We start from the raw sequence: 19,833 nt of genomic DNA, 5'->3' as shown, positions 1-19,833 counted from the left end.
AAATGTTCAAAAATCAAACAAATTTATAGATAAAATCGGCAAATAAAATCACTTTATCACTTAAAGCCTGACATTAATCGTGTTCAACCATTTGCTAAGTGAATAAGGCGACAACTAATAGACGCATAACAGCAGTTCATAAATTATCATTTAATGTTTGCCCTTGAAGGGTTAAATGGCTGTGGAGTTGAATGAATGATTATCAAGTGGAAATCTCTTAATTGGAATAGCTATCGTTTAAAATAGATATAGCGAAAAGAGGTATAGTGTGGAGTATGCGTACTATGGAATAGATGACAAAAAATGAAACCGTATTGCTGTGGATGGCTTAGCAATACGGTTATCGAAAGCAAGTTAAAAAATTGTTCTAATCATTTTTTTGCTTTGGTTCTTCAGGTAAGACTAAGTTTAAGAAAATAGCTGTAATACCACCTGCAGCCATACCAGAAGATAAAACACTTTTCACCCAGTCCGGCATGAACTGAAGAATTTCAGGGTTTTGGCCAATCCCTAATCCCATTGAGAATGATAGTGCCATGATCAAAATAGCACGTCGATCCAGCTCACAACGAGAAATAATACGAATCCCCGAAGCTGCAATGGTACCAAACATCACCACCGTCGCGCCGCCTAATACTGGTTCAGGAATTAATTGTACTAAGTTTGCAACACCAGGAAATAACCCCAGTAATACCAACATACCCGCCACAAAATAACCGATGTAGCGACTAGCAACTCCCGTTAACTGAATAATTCCGTTATTTTGGCTAAAGGTAGAATTAGGGAAACTATTTAATAAGGAAGCAATAGCTGAGTTTACACCATCTGCTAACACACCACCTTTAAGACGTTTTAAATAAAGTGGCCCAGCAACCGGTTGTTCAGATGTTTCAGAAGTAGCTGTAATATCGCCGATCGCTTCTAATGACGTCACCGCAAATACAATCACCAATGGAATTAATAACCCCCAATCAAAATCTAAGCCATATTGCATAACCGACGGAACGGCAATTAAAGCTGTATCAGGTGTGTCCGCTGCATTTAACATTCCCATAAACCAAGCTAATACCGTACCAGCTATCATTGCAATAACGATCGATGAAACTCGTAAATAAGGATGTTTTACGCGATTCAACAACACAATAAAACCTAATACGGTCCCCGCCAGCATTAAATTATCAAGGCTACCGAAACTACCATCTTCAATCGCTGCATAACCACCTCCCATTGAGGTTAAACCAATTTGGATCAATGTCAGACCAATTAACGTAACAACAATACCTGACACAAGCGGTGTAATAATACGTTGTGTATGTTGTAGCACACGAGAGATAAATACTTCGGTTAATGAGGCAAATAGAATGGTACCGAAGATAGCGGCCATCATAGTACTAATATCCGCACCGCCTGCTTTAAGGGCTAAACCAGCACCAATGATCGGACCTAAAAAATTAAAACTAGTACCTTGAATTGACAATAAACCAGAGCCTATCGGACCAAAGGTACGTATTTGAATAAAAGAAGCAATGCCGGAAGCAAACAATGACATGCTAACAATAGTATTAGTATCACTGGCAGGTAAACCTAATGCTTGGCATATAATTAAAGAGGGTGTGATCACTGCAACAAACATAGCTAACAAGTGTTGAGTCGCTGCAAAAAGCGTTTCAGGCAGTGGCGGTCGATCATCTAAACGATATATAAGATCAGAATTTCGTTGTGTTTTAGTCTTACTATGCTGTTCAAGCATGGTGTCTATATCCTTGGTATATTTACCTTTTAACTATTTTTGTATAGTCAATCACCTCATCTATTGCACTTAAAATAGCAATAGTAATAGCAAAAAAAAACACCAATATCGATTGATATAATTTTTGAATGCATCATTTGAGGTTAATTTATCTAACAAATAAAATATTTAAACGGTAGTGAGTATTTCTTGATCCCGACAAGATGCGCTGAATGGGCATCTATTTGTGAAGGCTGGATAATTCTGTGATTGCTGTTACTCAGAACCAGACCAACACTAGGAGAAATGAAAGTGGTTTAAATCCGGCGCTATTTTAATTCGCTTTTAATAAATAGCAAACAATAGTGAAAATACTCTGGAAATAATCAATAGATATCAATGTAATACAATAAAAAATGTTATTAAGTTGTTAAACCGTTAACAACTAATAGCTGTATCATAAAGGTTAAAATAGTAGCAGGTTGTTAGCTGAGAAACAGTGGTAGATGAGTTCGAGATCAGGCTTATACTTTTAATTAAACATGTTTTACATTAATAACCAACGTAAAAACAACTAGCTGCATGATCACGGCATATTTAATAGGGTTAGCGAAACAACCTTAAACGACCATTGGCATTGATGGTAAAATAGGAGGAATCCAGTTCAACTTCACAATAGTTTAAATTCAGGGCGTTCTGCTTCACACAATAATAAAAACAGACTTTTAACCTAAATTTAACATCTATATTGGTTGAATATAATTTTTAATCCTTAAAAATTAATGAAAATAGTCAATAACACTGGCTTAAATCATTTACACTATTTATGCTGAATACGCTTTGACTTTAAACAACTAATATCACTGCAATTTTATATAAGGAAATAAACATGTATAAGGAAATAAACATGATAAAAACAAGAAAATTTATGCCCCTCTTTCTATTAGCCTTTAGCACTACCGCTTTGGCTGAAGAAATGAGTGAGTTTGGACAAGCAGTTGATTCTCTAAGTAAGTCTGTTGATGGCTTTTTTAGTGATTACACAGGTTGGTTTGTAAGTTTAATCTTTAAAAGTGTTCCTATTGGTGAAGCAAGCTTTCCGTTAATCGTTGGTTGGTTATTAGTCGCAGCCTTAATCTTCACTATTTATTTTGGCTTTGTACAATTTAAACGCGTTGGACTAGCGATAAATATTATAAAAGGCAAATATACAGATCCTAATTCTAAAGAAGAAGGTGAAGTTTCTCACTTCCAAGCATTAACGACAGCACTTTCAGGTACTGTTGGTCTTGGTAATATTGCCGGCGTAGGTGTGGCACTTGCAATTGGTGGCCCAGGCGCAACTTTCTGGATGATCTTATGTGGTCTTCTGGGCATGGCGTCTAAATTTTGTGAATGTACTTTAGGTGTGAAATACAGAACTATTTTACCATCGGGCGTGGTATCTGGTGGCCCAATGTATTACTTAAGCCAAGGGCTAAGTGAAAAAGGCCTCGGTGGTTTAGGTAAAATATTAGCGATTGGTTTTGCATTAATGTGTATTTTGGCAACGTTAGGAGCAGGTAACATGTTCCAAGCGAATCAAGCACATGCAATGTTAACGTATGCCTTTGATGTACCAAGTGAATATGGTGTCATTACTGGTATTGTACTGGCTTCATTAGTATTTTCAGTTATTGTAGGTGGTATGCCTTCAATTGCATCGGTAACAGAGCGAATTGTTCCATGGATGGCGGCTTTATATGTAGGCATGGCACTGATTGTTATTGTTTCAAATATTGATCAAGTAGGTCCTGCTTTTGCCTCTATCGTTGAAGGTGCTTTCACTGGCGCAGGTGTTGTTGGTGGTTTCATTGGAGCATTGATTCAAGGTCTAAAACGTGCGACCTTCTCTAATGAAGCAGGGGTCGGTTCGGCAGCGATTGCTCACTCCGCAGTTAAAACTAAAGAGCCAGTCACTGAAGGTCTTGTTTCTTTATTAGAACCATTCATTGATACCGTTGTTATTTGTACAATGACGGCATTAGTTATCATCATTGCAGGATTAAACGTTGCACCTTTTGACGGCAACGGTTTAACAGGCGTAACATTAACAGCAGCATCATTTACAGAGACGGCAGGTGTTTTCAAATACCTATTAGCGTTAGCTGTTATTATGTTCGCTTTCTCAACAATGATTTCTTGGTCATATTACGGCTTAAAAGCATGGACTTACCTATTTGGAGAAGGTAAATCAACAGAGTTTATTTTCAAGGTTCTTTTCTGTTTATTTGTAGTTCTTGGTGCGACCATTCAGTTTGGTGCTGTTATTGACTTCTCTGATGCGGCTTTATTTGCAATGTCTATCTTCAATATCATTGGTTTATACTTCTTAATGCCAATCGTGAAAAAAGAATTACATTCATTTATTGCTCGTATTAAATCTGGCGAGATAAAAACTTACGATACAAAATAACTGCACTGACTTATCTTTGTAGAATCGTTAGCATAAAACAGTTAATTAGCCGTTTTTGTTAAGCATATTGAATAAAAAACTCACTTCGGTGAGTTTTTTTGTATAGGATACTTATTACTTGTCTTGTATGTATTTTGTACATAACAAATATTACCAAGTGCACTTTATTTCTTTCAATGATGACGATGGCACATGATATACAAGGAAGGTATATGAACGAAAATGATAACGAAACAGAAACTGTAACCATTGATTTAACCCGCACATTACTTCGTGATGGCCCTAAGTTTTTATCACATAAAGCAGTCGTAATGGGTGATATTGCATTTTTACGCCCGACTATCACTGCTATGTTATTTTGTGTCATTTATATTGTTGTGGGGATATTTTTAATGAGCCTTGCAACTTACCAGTTATTGGTTTTAAGTAAATATGACTTTGCCATATTTCTGGGGGGATTTGGTATTGCAATATGCACTTTCGGCATCTCATTAATTCAACCATTTCTAAGCCGAGTTAGTTTTGATCGAAAAACAGGAGTGTTTAATAACCATAAAGACCGGGACGTTAAACTCAAAAATATTATCTCTTTGCAAATAAACAATAAAGTTATTCAACGTAAACATGCATTAAACTACGCCTGTTATGAGCTGAATTTATTAACTGAACATGGACGAAGAATTAATATTTTGAATCACAATGATCAACAACAATTGCTACAAGATGCTGAGTTATTAGGATCTTTTTTAGGTGTGGAAGTAAATGACTGTCGTAGAGAAATTGTTTTATAAATATACCAGGCCTGTACTAATGAAACACTAATGTAATATTATGAGGCATTATTTTATTAGACTATGATACAACAAATCGAGTGTAATGTTATTTGATCACTTTTTCAGATGAAGAAAGTCACTACCCGCCGATAACGCATAACCACAGCTAAGAATATAGAAGTGGCTCTAACAAGCAGAGAAGGCATATAACACCAAGAAGGAACTTCTAAGGCCTATTTCGATATAGCGACCAACGACTTGCCCTCACAGCTTACAACCTTACACGTAAGCAACATCCTGCTTTATTTACTTAACAGTACTTTTCCTTCCTGTTAAAAAGTAATTACCTAAAGCCAATACCACACTTGCTAGCATTAACAATAATGACACAACATTAATAACCGGTGTCGCCCCCTCTCGTAAGCGGTCATAAAGCGTAATGGTTAAAGGACTGTCCGAGCCAACTAACATCAAAGTAGTATTGAAGTTTTCGAAAGACATTAAAAAACTGATCACGGCAGCACCAATAATTGCAGGTAATAAATACGGAATAGTAATAGTACGTATCGCTTGTAACTTACTTGCTCCCAAGTTCAAAGCAGCTTCCTCTAAGCTTAAATCAAAGCTACGCAATCTTGCAGCAACAATTAAAGTACAAATCGTCGTAATAAAAGCAAATTGGCCAATCACGACCAATGCCAAACCTGGCCTTAATAACTCAATATCGATAGCCCAGACATCGTCAAAATAATTAGCAATACTTGAACTCATAATTAAAATTGAGACGCCTAAAATAACCCCTGGTATTACCAAAGGTAATAACATCAACATATATAAAACACTTTTTCCGCGAAATGTTGCCCGCTCAAACAAAAAAGCATTATTGATAGCTAACGCCACAGCCAAAACCGTGGTGCAAGTTGCAACGAGGAAGCTCGTTGCGATTGATTGATATAACTGAGGATCATGAAATAAGCCCAACATAGGCTCTTGATCGGAGAAAAACCAATCCCAGGTAAAACCATGCCAAGGCAAAGAGGGAAACATACTGTCATTGAATGCAAATACAGCAACAACCACTAAAGGAGCCATCAAAAAAGCAAAGAATATAAAAGCATAGAGCCTAAAACTAGATTTAAAGAGTGCTGACTGAGGAATCGATGGGATCATATTGCGTCTCCTAAGACATTACTTTACTGAATGATTGACGACTAAGCTTTAACCCCAGCCACACAATTAAAGAAGAAATACTTAATAGTAAAACACCAAATGCCGAGCCTTGTTGCCAGTTAAAACGAGTGATAAATTGTGTAAATATCTGCTCCGTAAACCATAGGCTGGATTTACCACCCAGTAAGATAGGCGTTAAATAGTTACCTAAGGTCAACATAAATACCACAATACAGCCGGATACAATCGCAGGTTTGGCATGCGGCACAATGATTTGCCAAAACACAGACAAACCATTGCCCCCTAAGTCATATCCCGCTTCAATATAACTATCATCGAGACTTTCTAATGTAGATGTTAACGGCACAACCATAAATAACATGCTGCTATAAACTAACCCCAACATAATAGTGGCATCGGTATAAAGGAACTCAATAGGTCCTTCTGTCATACCTATATATTGTAAGAAGGAGCTGACTACGCCACTTTCACGTAACAAAATCATCCAACCATAAGTTCGCACTAACTCACTGACCCAAAATGGGATCAAACAAAGCACCAACAATAATCCTTTAGCTCGGCCTCGTAACATTTTTGCGATGTAATATGAGATTGGAAAAGCAATGATTAACGTTAATACAGTGGCGATAATCGACATCACAGCGGTGCGTAAGAAGGTATTCCAATAGAGAGGCTCAGTAAAAAATTCTATATAATTACTAAAACCATATTCGTAAATGCGTGGCGCGATACGTTCTTGTAACGAAATATTTAACATGGTCAGCTGCGGTAAAATAACTAACAATACTAACCATAATAAAAGCGGGCAAAGTAATAGTAATAAGCCTAATTTAAGTGGTGTTTTTGATTTTCCTTTCGTCATCATCTTGATTATTTATCCTGTAATTTAGGAAAAACGTTAACTTGCTGCTTAGGAAATGAGATCTGTAAATTGTCACCTTTCTTTAAATGTATGAACTCTGCAGTTTGAGGCAATTTAACCTTTATCTCTTCTCGAGAGGTTTGCTCCTCAACTAATAATTGGCTATTTGCACCATCGAATAAAATATTATTCACTGTAGCCGTTAATTGGTTTTGATCTGCTTTAGCTGTCGACACCTGTGAGATATGGATAGCCTCCGGACGTATAAACACTTCCACTTCAGAACCAATAATAAAGGCTTTCTCATTCGATTTTTGTGCGTATAGGATCAATCCCGTTGTTGTTTTTACTTGTAATGAATCCGATAAAATATCAATCACAGTCGCCGACCATTTATTACTATCACCAACAAAGCCTGCTACAAAGGCATTATCTGGTTGAAAATATAATTGTTGAGGGTCACCGACTTGTTGGAATTGACCATGATTCATCACCGCAACCTGATCACTCATTACCAATGCTTCAGATTGGTCGTGAGTAATATAAACAAAGGTGGTCTCGAATTCTTGTTGCAGCTTTTTCAGTTCCACTTTCATGTGTTCGCGCAACTTCAAATCTAATGCGCCTAACGGTTCATCCAACAATAAAACATCTGGATTCAACACCAAACATCGAGCAATCGCAATACGTTGTTTCTGCCCACCAGATAATTGTGATATTTTCTTTTGTCCGCTACCGCTCAAGTTAACTCGTGCTAAAACTTGCTCTACTTTGTGCTTTATTTCAACTTTATTAATGCCTTGACGGTGTAAACCATAGGCAATATTTTCTGACACATTCATATTCGGGAAAAGCGCTAAATGCTGGAAGACCATATTAACTGGCCGCTTATTGGGCGGTACGCCAATCATCGATTTACCTTTGATAAAAATATCACCCGATGTTGGATCATCAAATCCTGCTAACATACGTAGCAGAGTGGTTTTACCGCAGCCTGAAGGGCCTAAAATAGAAAAGAAACTGCCCTTTTTAATGGCAAATGAGACTTGGTCAACGGCAGTGAAATCATCAAACTGTCTAACGAGATCAGTGCATTGCAAATCAAAATCCGTATGATTAAGCAAATGAATTCCTAATTAATGATTGAATGGGTTTTACAATAAATAAAAAATTTAGGTGCAACCAAAGTTACACCTAAATAAGGCTAATTAAAACACTGAATGCTATTTTGCCGCTTTAACGCGATCTAATACTTTGCCTTCAATTATTTCTAAACCAGCAGGCACAGGTGGATACCATTTAATGTTGTCAACAGACGCAGTATCAAAGCTTGATTGATACTTAGCTCTTAGTGGTGCATTAACGAATTCATCAGCACCTTTTGAAGCAGTGAAATTACCAGCAGAATCAGTGATCAACGCCGCTATTTTGGGTTGCATAACAAAGTTTATCCATTTATAAGCGGCCGCTTCATTTTTGCTTTTACGCGGTATTACAAATGCATCGATCCAACCTAATGCACCCGATGTTGGAGCAACAAAGTTAATCGCTTTATTATCATCATGTAATTGCCAACCGCCCGCATCCCAAGCCATAGCAGCAACAGTTTCATCACTACGCATTAAGTTTTTCATGGCATCACCACCAGACCAATAGGCTTTAACGTTACCTTTACAGCTGATTAACTTATCTTGCACTTGTAACATGATCTTTTCATACTCTACAGGATCGTTATAAGCTGCAAATGGGTCTAGCCCCATAGAAAATGCAAATGCGATTAAAGTAGGACGTTTTAAACGGTAAGTCACTTTGCCCTTATAAGCATCGTTACATAGGTCTGCATAATCTTTCACATCAGCGGCTTTTTCAGAGTTTACAATTAAACCAGAAGTGCCCCAGATGTGCGGTACACCATAAGGTTTACCGTCATACATTGATGACTTTAATGTTGAGTCAAGCATACTCGTGACAAACAACTTATTATCTATCTTAGATAAATCAATCGGTTTATAGATATTAAACTCAGCTTGCGCACTCGCGATTCTATCTTGGCTAGGTTGAACCAGATCAAAGCCACCACCACGCGTTGCTGAAAGCTTAGCAATCATGTCTTCATTATTAGATTTAGTCACCTCAACATCTATTCCAGTTTCGGCTTTAAACATATCAACAACGGCTTTAGGTGCATAACCGCCCCACGTCAATAAGCGCAGTGTTTCAGCATTTACTGATTGTGCTGTTATACATAAGGTAAAACCGACTGCAATTAGTGACTTACAATTTGAAATTTGCATTATTCTCTCCATAGATGTCTGTTTTGACTAAAAGTAATACCAATTAGGAGAATCAATATAAGCAAAAAATTGTGACATAAACATGACAAGGGTAATATTTATGTCAAAGATAAGACCTACATCAACTAAGGGCTGAAATTAGGCAAGAAACGAATTGGTTAAATATCCACCAACCACTAACAACGATAGACTAATGTAGAAACTGAGCAGGACATACAAGGTAACAACTTTCACCACACAATAAAACCCGGTGAACACATCAGGAAATAAAATAATAGTAAGGCGTATCAGACAGGAAGATTGGTGATTAGCGAGATTGAGTAATAACAAACCAACTCCAAGTGCAACAATATGCATCTTTAAAAGATAGTTTGTAAATAATCATCAACCAAAGTTTATGGATTGCCAGCAATTCAAATCCAGAACTTCCCAGAACTTGACTACTCACTGTCGGCTATCCAAGATTCAGGCTACCGACAATTAAACTCAGCGTGGCAGCCTGATTGCACCTTCCTTAGATCTATAGAGTGAAATAGCTAAAAGGTGGCGTTGTTATGACAAATAGTGAACGTTGATAGGCTTGCAATAAGTTATCAATATATTGTTTATAAAAAACTTAACTGCTTATCACCATGACAACAAATAATGCAATGCTAAGCAAAGCAGAAATGAGTGTTAGCTGACGTAACTTTGGCATTTGTAATGCCATCAAAAAGCCAGAGATAATGAGTAACAGTAAAGCAATGGCAAACGCAGTCGCATAGACTTTAAAAAGAATACCACCTTTTGCTTTGTGGAGCTGTACAAGCTGTCGATACCAACTAGCATTTTCTATGGTTAATGTAACAACTAAAGGCTGAAATGTAGGCGCTAAAACAACATTAACGGTTGAACCACTCCATTCAAGCTGAAATGAAGAGCCGATTTTTTTAATTTTGGCATTACCTGATGGCAATCCCGTACCTTGTTTTTGTAATTCATTTTTTGCCAATGCTACAAGCTCTGTCAGTTCCCCTTGAATAGGCGCTTTAATATGTAGTTCCTGAGTCGTTTTCTCAGTTCCACCTTTTATACCCCAAGTATAAAGTGCACCTGTTACAAAAAACATTATTGCCACGGGTAAGATAAAAGCGGCAAGTAACGTATGTGCTTTGATTAATAACGAACGATTTATTTTTTCCATTAGTCTTTTCTCTGTTTCTTCTTGTTGCTTTAAGTGGCTGTAGAACAACTCATTTTCAGCCCACGGATTTAAACAATACTAATTACGTTAAGTACGAGATCTAGATTTCGCGTAGGAAAAACAACGTAATTCAAGGCATGAATTGACGTAAAAACTTGTTCCCATTACTAAATTTATAACGAAGAAATACATTGTTTTAGCCAGTAAAATAGATCAGCTATTTATCGTCATTGGTATAAGCGGGCACAGTAATTGACATTCAATACAGATTCAATAAAATAATTTATTTTCAGTAAGTAATTGATTAAATTAGAGGGAAAGTAGCTTTCTAGAGATAATTTCTAGCGGTTTACAGGCTGGGTGCTGCTCTTATCGTGATGTAATCGACGACTCAAGTTCACACAGAGATGGACACAGCATTGATGGACTATAACGACTATATGTTGATGCCTTTAGCACAATAAAACTAAAAAGTTATGATAACAGTATTTTGTCAACCCTACTTTTTAACACTGTTAATACCTCAGCTTCAAACCATGGGTTTTTCTTTAACCAGATATTATTACGCGGGCTTGGGTGCGGAAGCGGCATAACTTGATCTCCATAAACCGCCCAGTTTCTGACTGTCTCAGTAAGATTTTTTTCTCTATTTTTTAAATGCCATGCCAAAGCATATTGCCCGATGACAAGTGTGAGCTGAATGTCTGGCATCGCTTCAAGTAGCTTATGTCGCCAAGTCTCTGCACATATTGGTGGGGGCGGTAAATCACCAGATTTACCTTTCCCTGGGTAGCAAAAAGCCATGGGTAATATTGCAATTTTTCGTGAGTTATAAAAGGTGTCTTTATCAATCCCCATCCATGCTCTTAAACGATCTCCACTCGGATCATCAAACGGAATGCCTGTAGCATGGACTTTTGAACCTGGTGCTTGCCCAGCAATAAGAATCTTTGCGTGCTTATTAACTTGCAAAACAGGACGAACCCCGTCTTTCAATAAGGGTTCACAAATGGTGCAAGAACGAACTTCTGTTAATAATTGATTGAAATTATTTGTTTTCATGGCTTGAATTCAGATCATAAGTACATAGTTTGAATGGATGGATGGAAAAAACAGTCAGGAGCATAGTTGCGAATCACTTCTTATCCACAAAAAGATGCAAAATGAAAACATACAAATAACCAACTTAGGAACAACAATGCCAGATTTATATACTAAATAAAACAGGTATCCATAAACTTTTGCAGCCAAATAATCATAAAAAAATCGGGGCATGTAATAAACAATTGCTATTAATAATATTTTAATTACATTTGTTTAATTTTTGCATTGCAAAGCAATTATTTTTTAAATATGTTAATTTTATATCTTGAAATACCTTTCCAGTTTTATAAGAAATTGCCTATTTTCATTATTAGTACTTATCATTTTTAATCACAATTGAAAATTTAACACTATTTTTCATATGCTTAATTAAGGAGAATTATTATGGAAAAATATATAATTATATTTATAACTTTATTAATTACTGGCTGTTCCACAACAAAACGACACTACTCTGAAGAAAATCCCAAAAATGTCTTACACTCCCATTGGAACGATTCAGTCGCAGAGGAATTTATTTCCGGCAATTATGCTAATACATATAATCAATTAAACTGCATACAGACCCCCGAACAAGCAACCATTGAACGAAATAAGCAATTAGATCGTTTTTTAATTGGAATAGATACATATTATTATAAAAATAAAAATGCTTTGATAACTGGTAAGGCATTTAGTAATACAACTTCAGATATTATTCAACTTGGGCTTACTGGCGCAGCAACTTTCGCAAGTGGAGGAAGTGCAAATGTACTTGCCGGAGTTGCGACTGCTCTTAATGGAGTAACACTATCAATTGATAAAAACTTTTTCGCAGAACAATCAGCAATGTTAATTGCATCTAAAATGGATCAAATTAGGCTTGAAAAACTTAATCAGATTGACAAAAAAAGAGTATTAGATTGTGAATATTCTTTAAACTCAGCAATGAAAGATGCTTTGGATTACTATTACTTGGGAACAATGAATGGTGCATTGTTAGCTATTTTTAATGATACAGGTAATAAAATGGCTGACGCCCAAAGTGTTGAATTAAATATTATTGAGGACAAATATAAAGCAAAAACAAAAATAGATTGACACGGTACGCTATCTTCAGAAAAGAAATATTAATATTAATATTAATATTAATATTAATATTAATATTAATATTAATATTTTACATTCAAAACAAAAAAGCCACTCAATTGAGTGGCTTCTTGTTAGCTATTTACACTAGATTATTACTTATTAAATAAATAATTAACCATTAATGCGTTTGTGTAGCTCTTGTACTGAACTTACTGTGGCTTCTGGTGCTGTTGGGTCAGCAGTATGAGCGCGGCAAGTTGCAAATGCACCGTTTAGCGTTGTAGTGTAGTTTACTTTGTAACGCAATGCTGCACGACGTAGCTGACGCGAATCTTCAATTGAAATACGCCCTTCTGTTGTATTCACAATGTATTTATATTCACTGTTTTTAACACGGTCAAGAATGTGCGGACGACCTTCGCTTACTTTATTCACAAGGCGAGCATTGATACCTGCATCTTGTAACACGATCATAGTGCCGTGCGTTGCATCTAGCTCGAAACCTAAGTCCAACATTGTTTGCGCAAGTTTAGCAACACGCTTTTTATCGCTGTTTCGTACAGAGATTAATGCGCGGCCAATTTCAGGCACTTCTTTAGTTGAACCAAGTTCAGCTTTTGCATACGCTTCAGCAAAGGTTGCACCTGCCCCCATCACTTCACCTGTTGAACGCATTTCTGGGCCTAGGATTGGATCTGAGCCTGGGAATTTGTTAAACGGTAATACTACTTCTTTAACAGAGTAATACGGTGGAATAACTTCCTCAGTAATACCAAGTTCTTTCAGTGTTTTACCCGCCATCACACTTGCACCTATTTTAGCAATTGGCACACCAGTCGCTTTAGATACAAATGGAACGGTACGTGCAGCACGAGGGTTTACTTCAATCATGTAAACTTCGTTATCTTTAACAGCAAGCTGCGTGTTCATTAAACCAACAACACCTAACTCTAATGCTAAGGCTTTAATGTAACCACGCATTTCATCTTGAATTTCAGCACTTAATGTATAAGCCGGTAATGAACATGCAGAGTCACCAGAGTGGACACCCGCTTGCTCAATATGCTCCATGATGCCACCGATAACAACATCAGTACCGTCACAGATTGCATCGATATCAACTTCGATTGCGTCATCTAGGAAACGGTCAAGAAGAACAGGTGATTCGTTAGAAACACTCACTGCTTCTTTAAAGTAACGACGCAAGTCAGTTTCGTCATAGACGATTTCCATCGCACGACCACCTAGTACATAGGAAGGACGTACTACTAATGGATAGCCAATGCGTGTTGCTGAAGTAACCGCTTGTTCAAGCGTTGTTACTGTATCGTTTTCTGGTTGTTTAAGGCCTAGACGCTCAACGACTTGTTGGAAACGTTCACGGTCTTCAGCGCGGTCAATCGCTTCTGGAGAAGTACCAATAATTGGTACGCCAGCGGCTTCAAGTGCACGTGCTAATTTAAGGGGTGTTTGACCACCGTATTGCACGATAACGCCTTTAGGTTGTTCAACACGTACGATTTCAAGCACATCTTCAAGCGTGATTGATTCAAAGTATAAACGGTCAGAGGTATCATAGTCCGTTGAAACCGTTTCAGGGTTACAGTTAACCATGATGGTTTCGTAACCATCTGCACGCATTGCCATCGCAGCATGTACACAACAGTAATCGAATTCAATACCTTGACCGATACGGTTAGGGCCACCACCGATAATCATGATTTTTTCGTTATCTGTTGGGTTTGCCTCACATTCTTCGTCGTAGGTTGAGTACATGTAAGCAGTATCAGATGAGAACTCAGCAGCACAGGTATCAACACGTTTGTAAACTGGGTGTAATGAAAACTTCTCACGTAATTTACGTACTTCAGTTTCAGTAATACCCACCACTGATGCGATACGGCTATCAGCAAAACCTTTACGCTTAAGTCCACGTAAACGCGCTTCATCTAATGAACGTAAACCGCCTTCCGCTAGCTTTTTCTCTTCAAGAATTAGATCTTCGATTTGCACTAGGAACCAATTATCGATCATCGTGATGTTATGAATTTCTTCCATCGTCATGCCGATACGGAATGCATCACCGATATACCAAATACGCTCTGCGCCTGCTTCACGTAGTTCATATAATATTTTGTCTTTTGCGCCTGCGTCGTTTAGGTCAACCATTGGGCTGAAACCATCAGCGCCAACTTCTAAACCACGTAGTGCTTTTTGTAATGATTCTTGTTGGTTACGGCCAATCGCCATCACTTCACCAACTGATTTCATTTGTGTTGTTAAACGGCTATTTGAATTAGCAAATTTCTCGAAGTTAAAACGCGGAATCTTAGTAACAACGTAATCGATTGTTGGTTCAAATGATGCTGGTGTTTTACCGCCAGTGATATCGTTTTGTAATTCGTCAAGCGTGTAACCGATGGCTAATTTTGCTGCGATTTTAGCAATTGGGAAACCCGTTGCTTTAGATGCAAGTGCAGATGAACGTGATACACGTGGGTTCATCTCAATCAATACCATACGACCGTCTGCAGGGTTAATACCAAACTGTACGTTTGAACCGCCCGTTTCAACACCAATTTCACGTAGTACTGCTAAAGATGCATTACGCATTAATTGGTATTCTTTGTCTGTTAGTGTTTGAGCTGGTGCAACGGTAATTGAGTCACCCGTATGAATCCCCATTGGGTCAAAGTTTTCAATCGCACACACAATGATACAGTTATCATTTTTGTCGCGAACCACTTCCATTTCATACTCTTTCCAACCGATTAATGATTCATCAATCAATAACTCACTGGTTGGAGAAAGGTCTAAACCGTTTGAACAAATATCATCAAACTCTTCTTGGTTGTACGCGATACCGCCACCCGTTCCACCCATCGTAAATGATGGACGAATAATACAAGGGAAACCAACCATGTCTAATACACCGTAAGCTTCTTCCATTGTATGTGCAATACCTGCACGTGGACAGTCAAGCCCAATTTTCTTCATTGCGGTATCAAAACGACTACGGTCTTCAGCTTTATCAATTGCATCCGCTGTTGCGCCAATCATTTCAACATTGTATTTAGCTAAAATACCTTTTTCTTCAAGCTCTAGCGCACAGTTAAGTGCCGTTTGGCCACCCATTGTAGGTAATACTGCGCATGGACGCTCTTTAGCGATAATTTTCTCAACCACTTGCCAATGAATAGGTTCGATGTAAGTCGCATCGGCCATTTCTGGGTCGGTCATGATAGTAGCAGGGTTAGAGTTAACAAGTACAACACGGTACCCTTCTTCTCTTAACGCTTTACAAGCTTGTGCACCTGAGTAATCGAATTCACAAGCTTGACCGATAACAATCGGGCCGGCACCAATGATGAGGATAGTTTTTAAGTCATTACGTTTTGGCATCTGAAATTACCTTTTAATATCTGTTCTATGCTGCGATTAACTAGGCGTTTTTGTACTGTTCAATCAATTCAATGAAGTGATCGAATAAAGGTGCTGCATCATGCGGGCCAGGGCTCGCTTCCGGATGACCTTGGAAACTAAATGCCGCTTTATCAGTACGATGAATACCTTGTAATGAACCATCAAACAATGACACATGCGTCGCACGTAAATTTGCCGGTAAGGTTGCTGCATCAGCCGCAAAACCATGATTTTGCGCTGTGATCATGACAACATCGCGTTCTAAATCTTTCACTGGGTGGTTAGCACCATGATGGCCAAATTTCATTTTCACTGTTTTTGCACCGCTTGCTAGTGCAAGTAATTGATGCCCTAAACAGATACCAAATACTGGAATATCAGTTTTTAGAATTTCTTGAATTGATTCAATCGCGTAAGTACATGGTTCTGGGTCACCAGGGCCATTAGATAAGAAAATACCATCTGGATTCATTGCTAACACTTCAGATGCCGGTGTTTGTGCAGGTACCACAGTTAATTTACAATCACGGTCAGCTAACATACGTAAAATATTACGCTTAACGCCATAGTCATAAGCAACAACATGATATTTACAATCTGTTTTCGGCTCTGGTAAGCCGCCGGTTAATGTCCAGCTACCTTGTGACCATTCAAATGATTGTGCCGTTGTCACTTCTTTCGCTAAGTCCATCCCTTTTAAGCCAGGGAAAGCTTTCGCTTGTGCCAGTGCAGCAGCTTCATCGATATTATCACCAGCAATTATACAACCTGCTTGAGCGCCCTTTTCACGTAAAATACGTGTTAGTTTACGTGTATCGATATCCGCAATACCCACTACATTACGTGTGGTTAAGTATTCGCTTAAAGATGCTTGACTACGGAAGTTGCTTGCAAGAAGAGGTAAATCACGAATAACAAGACCGCATGCATGAATTGATGGGGATTCTTCGTCTTCGTCGTTGGTGCCGGTGTTGCCGATGTGGGGGTAAGTGAGTGTAACGATTTGTCGAGCATAGGATGGATCAGTCAGAATTTCTTGGTAGCCTGTCATTGATGTGTTGAAAACAACCTCACCAACAGAACTCCCATGAGCGCCAATTGATACGCCTCTAAAAACAGTCCCATCTTCCAATACCAGTATGGCAGAATGACTCAAGTTAACCTCCATGAATAGCAAATAAATAAAAATTTATATAATCTGAGTGAGGCCATGCAGAGCATTTTTTCACCAGAAAATAGTAAAATTTGGCAAATTCCGCGTATTTTATAGATCTTCTGTGACCTTGGCCATTTAATTTTTAATTTTTTACAAAAAAATTACATAAATCTCAATTTATTTATCGCTATAAATATGTTAGCAAATGCTAGAAAAGTTACGGAGATCAAGTTTCGTTTATTTTAGTGCTCGAACAGCTAGAAATTAATGACAGTGCGGATAAAGAAGAGTAGCGTTGAAGGGAAATAACGGTTACTGAACACAGTTTAACTAATCAATAACCGTTTGATTTTTAAGACAGTACTTTGATTAACGTTAAAGTAGCTGGCAAGGTTGGGATCAAAAATACAACCAATAAACCAAGAAAATGACGTAGGCTATATGGGTCTTTAAAATTTTCTTCTGACACGGTAACTTCCTTAACTTAAAATAGATAAATTGATTTAGATCAATGTTATTGTAACGTAAATTGATTGAAAATCAAACTAAGTAAAACCGAGGTTATTCTTCTTTAAAGTGGTAAAAGGTCTATTTATGCAACAATTACAATCACATCACGCTGCACCAGTCTGGTCATTCTTTGAAAAAATATGCGAAATTCCTCATCCTTCTAAGCATGAAAAGCAATTAACTGATTGGATTACTAATTGGGCACACTCAAAAAATATTAGCTGTGTTCAGGATAAAATAGGCAATTTAATACTTAAAAAATCAGCTTCTAAGGGTTTTGAAGACAAAATACCTGTAATCCTACAATGTCATCTTGATATGGTGCCGCAAAAAAATAACGATAAAGCCCATAATTTTTTAACCGATCCAATCATTCCGATCATTGATGGGGAATGGTTACGCGCCGACAACACCACCTTGGGCGCCGATAATGGCGTGGGTATGGCCTCTTGTTTAGCTGTTTTAGATGATGACAGCATTGAGCATGGCCCAATTGAAGTATTAATCACCACCGATGAAGAAACCGGCATGACCGGCGCATTTGGTTTAGAAGCAGGAACACTTGACGGACAGATCTTAATCAACACCGATTCAGAGCAAGAAGGTGAGCTATATGTTGGCTGCGCAGGTGGCGTGAACGTTAACGTACTATTACCCTTTGAAAAGATGGAACCGGATATTGCAGACAGCGCCTATGAAATTTCTATTTCAGGATTTAAAGGCGGTCACTCTGGTGTGGATATTAATTTAGGCCGTGCTAATGCAATTAAAGAATTAGCCGCCGTACTGTCTAACTTAGATGCAGCGCCCTTTTTAATCTCTTCTTTTACCGGAGGCAGTTTACGCAATGCAATCCCCCGTGAAGCAAAAGCGGTCATAGTATGCGATCAACACTATCAAAACAGCATCGATACCGTGATCAACACATTAAAAATTAAGCTTAATGATAAATTCAAAGAGAGTGAATCTAATTTCACTTTGAGTATTAAATCTTGTCCGTTACCAAGTTCAGTATTAACACATGGTAGCCATGACAATTTATTAAAAGCGTTACTGACCTGCAAAAATGGTGTATTTGCAATGGATGATAACTTCCCTAATGTTGTTGAAACCTCATGCAATTTAGGGGTGATCACACAACAAAGTGGCGCGATTAATCAGTTTGCAATTCAAGTCTTAGTACGTTCTCAAGTCGAAGCAGATAAACAGAAGCAAGCTTCTTTGATTGCAGAGCATTTCCAACAATTTAATGCGCGTGTAGTAAAAGAAGGTAATTACCCTGGCTGGACACCCAATAAGCAATCAACGATATACCAAATCATGGAAGCAGAGTATCAACGTTTATTCGATAAAAAGCCTAAACCAATGGTAATACATGCCGGACTCGAGTGTGGTTTATTCAGTGATAAATATCCGCATTGGGATATGATTTCATTTGGCCCGACGATTAAATTTCCACACAGTCCCGATGAAAAAGTACACATTGCTTCCGTAGATAATTACTGGTCATTATTAAAAGCCACCCTAAAAGCCATTGATTAAATAAGTAAGCGGTTGCTTGGTTTAGATGCAAAAGCTCAAGCAACCACAAAGCCACTGCGCACAGAAAGCACAAAGAAAAGCTAAACAATAAAGCTAAGATAAAACCCTAAGGCAATATAAATAAATTGAGTTTGTTGATTACTTATAAAGGTTTTCACCTAACCTTCTTCACCCTTCGGCCTTCGTGGTTAAATGCTCTTAATTTGGACCTTAAAACACAAGCAACCACGAAGCCGCTGCGCTGCACAGAGAACACGAAGAAAAGCTAAAAAGGTAAGATAAAATCCCAAGAGATTAAATATCAAAAGATCTAATTTTTTAATTATTAATAAAGGTTTTGATCTTACCTTCTTCACCCTTCGTGTCTTCGTGGTTAATTGCTTTACGCTTTTTATTTTTGATTTTAAAGAAAAAGCCATTATCTACAAAACACCCTAGCCCAAACACAACAACAAAATCCCACCGCTAAATTCTCCTAAGCCAACAGCTTATTTTAGTAAAGACAAACAGGACGTTTGTCTTAAGCTCGTTCGGTACAGG

The 19,833-nt window shown here is 37.8% G+C and carries 13 protein-coding genes; 4 read left to right on the top strand and 9 right to left on the bottom strand.

Translation table 11 applies throughout. The features are described 5' to 3' along the window. Nucleotides 1–367: 367 nt before the first annotated feature. Complete coding sequence (locus tag H592_RS0117315) at nucleotides 368–1,750, bottom strand: uracil-xanthine permease family protein (protein ID WP_028869877.1); 1,383 nt, start codon at nucleotides 1,748–1,750, stop codon at nucleotides 368–370. A gap of 886 nt (nucleotides 1,751–2,636) precedes the next feature. On the opposite strand from H592_RS0117315, the gene H592_RS0117310 reads away from it, so the two are divergent. After that, nucleotides 2,637–4,184: an alanine/glycine:cation symporter family protein gene (locus tag H592_RS0117310; protein ID WP_028869876.1), complete on the top strand. Its 1,548-nt coding sequence runs from the start codon at nucleotides 2,637–2,639 to the stop codon at nucleotides 4,182–4,184. A gap of 212 nt (nucleotides 4,185–4,396) precedes the next feature. Next, nucleotides 4,397–4,975, top strand: coding sequence for a hypothetical protein (locus H592_RS0117305; protein ID WP_037072078.1), 579 nt, complete (start codon nucleotides 4,397–4,399; stop codon nucleotides 4,973–4,975). Between the two features lie 288 nt (nucleotides 4,976–5,263). On the opposite strand, the gene H592_RS0117300 is transcribed toward H592_RS0117305, so the two are convergent. The 6 genes from H592_RS0117300 to H592_RS0117275 all read right to left on the bottom strand — a co-directional run bounded on the left by H592_RS0117300 (nucleotide 5,264) and on the right by H592_RS0117275 (nucleotide 11,549). Next, the gene (locus H592_RS0117300) at nucleotides 5,264–6,127 is read right to left on the bottom strand and encodes an ABC transporter permease (protein WP_028869874.1); all 864 of its coding nucleotides are present in this window, start codon (nucleotides 6,125–6,127) and stop codon (nucleotides 5,264–5,266) included. A gap of 10 nt (nucleotides 6,128–6,137) precedes the next feature. Further along, a complete protein-coding gene (locus tag H592_RS0117295; RefSeq protein WP_245600448.1) occupies nucleotides 6,138–7,013 on the bottom strand; it encodes an ABC transporter permease in 876 nt (291 codons plus the stop codon). A gap of 5 nt (nucleotides 7,014–7,018) precedes the next feature. Next, on the bottom strand, nucleotides 7,019–8,134 hold the full coding sequence (locus H592_RS22700) for an ABC transporter ATP-binding protein (RefSeq protein ID WP_037072075.1): 1,116 nt from the start codon (nucleotides 8,132–8,134) through the stop codon (nucleotides 7,019–7,021). A 99-nt stretch (nucleotides 8,135–8,233) separates the two neighbouring features. Further along, nucleotides 8,234–9,304: an extracellular solute-binding protein gene (locus H592_RS0117285; RefSeq protein ID WP_156916150.1), complete on the bottom strand. Its 1,071-nt coding sequence runs from the start codon at nucleotides 9,302–9,304 to the stop codon at nucleotides 8,234–8,236. 616 nt (nucleotides 9,305–9,920) lie between these two features. Continuing rightward, nucleotides 9,921–10,487, bottom strand: coding sequence for a PepSY domain-containing protein (locus H592_RS23405; RefSeq protein WP_028869871.1), 567 nt, complete (start codon nucleotides 10,485–10,487; stop codon nucleotides 9,921–9,923). A gap of 474 nt (nucleotides 10,488–10,961) precedes the next feature. Beyond that, nucleotides 10,962–11,549 (bottom strand): uracil-DNA glycosylase family protein, encoded by a 588-nt coding sequence (locus tag H592_RS0117275; RefSeq protein ID WP_028869870.1) that lies wholly within the window; start codon nucleotides 11,547–11,549, stop codon nucleotides 10,962–10,964. Between the two features lie 426 nt (nucleotides 11,550–11,975). Here H592_RS0117275 and H592_RS0117270 point away from each other — a divergent pair, with 426 nt between their 5' ends. After that, entirely contained in the window at nucleotides 11,976–12,671 is a 696-nt protein-coding gene (locus H592_RS0117270; RefSeq protein WP_028869869.1) for a hypothetical protein, read from the top strand. A gap of 162 nt (nucleotides 12,672–12,833) precedes the next feature. Here H592_RS0117270 and carB read toward each other — a convergent pair whose 3' ends face one another. Further along, a complete protein-coding gene (carB, locus tag H592_RS0117265) occupies nucleotides 12,834–16,064 on the bottom strand; it encodes a carbamoyl-phosphate synthase large subunit (RefSeq protein WP_028869868.1) in 3,231 nt (1,076 codons plus the stop codon). A 40-nt stretch (nucleotides 16,065–16,104) separates the two neighbouring features. Continuing rightward, nucleotides 16,105–17,253: a glutamine-hydrolyzing carbamoyl-phosphate synthase small subunit gene (gene carA, locus H592_RS0117260; RefSeq protein WP_211235685.1), complete on the bottom strand. Its 1,149-nt coding sequence runs from the start codon at nucleotides 17,251–17,253 to the stop codon at nucleotides 16,105–16,107. A 582-nt stretch (nucleotides 17,254–17,835) separates the two neighbouring features. Here carA and H592_RS0117250 point away from each other — a divergent pair. Further along, complete coding sequence (locus H592_RS0117250; protein WP_028869865.1) at nucleotides 17,836–19,293, top strand: aminoacyl-histidine dipeptidase; 1,458 nt, start codon at nucleotides 17,836–17,838, stop codon at nucleotides 19,291–19,293. The last annotated feature ends 540 nt before the right edge of the window (nucleotides 19,294–19,833 follow it).

It is taken from the genome of Psychromonas arctica DSM 14288 (genome assembly GCF_000482725.1).
GTDB lineage: Bacteria > Pseudomonadota > Gammaproteobacteria > Enterobacterales > Psychromonadaceae > Psychromonas > Psychromonas arctica.
Note: the sequence above shows the minus strand (reverse complement) of the source record. Positions and strands in the feature narration are given on the sequence as shown.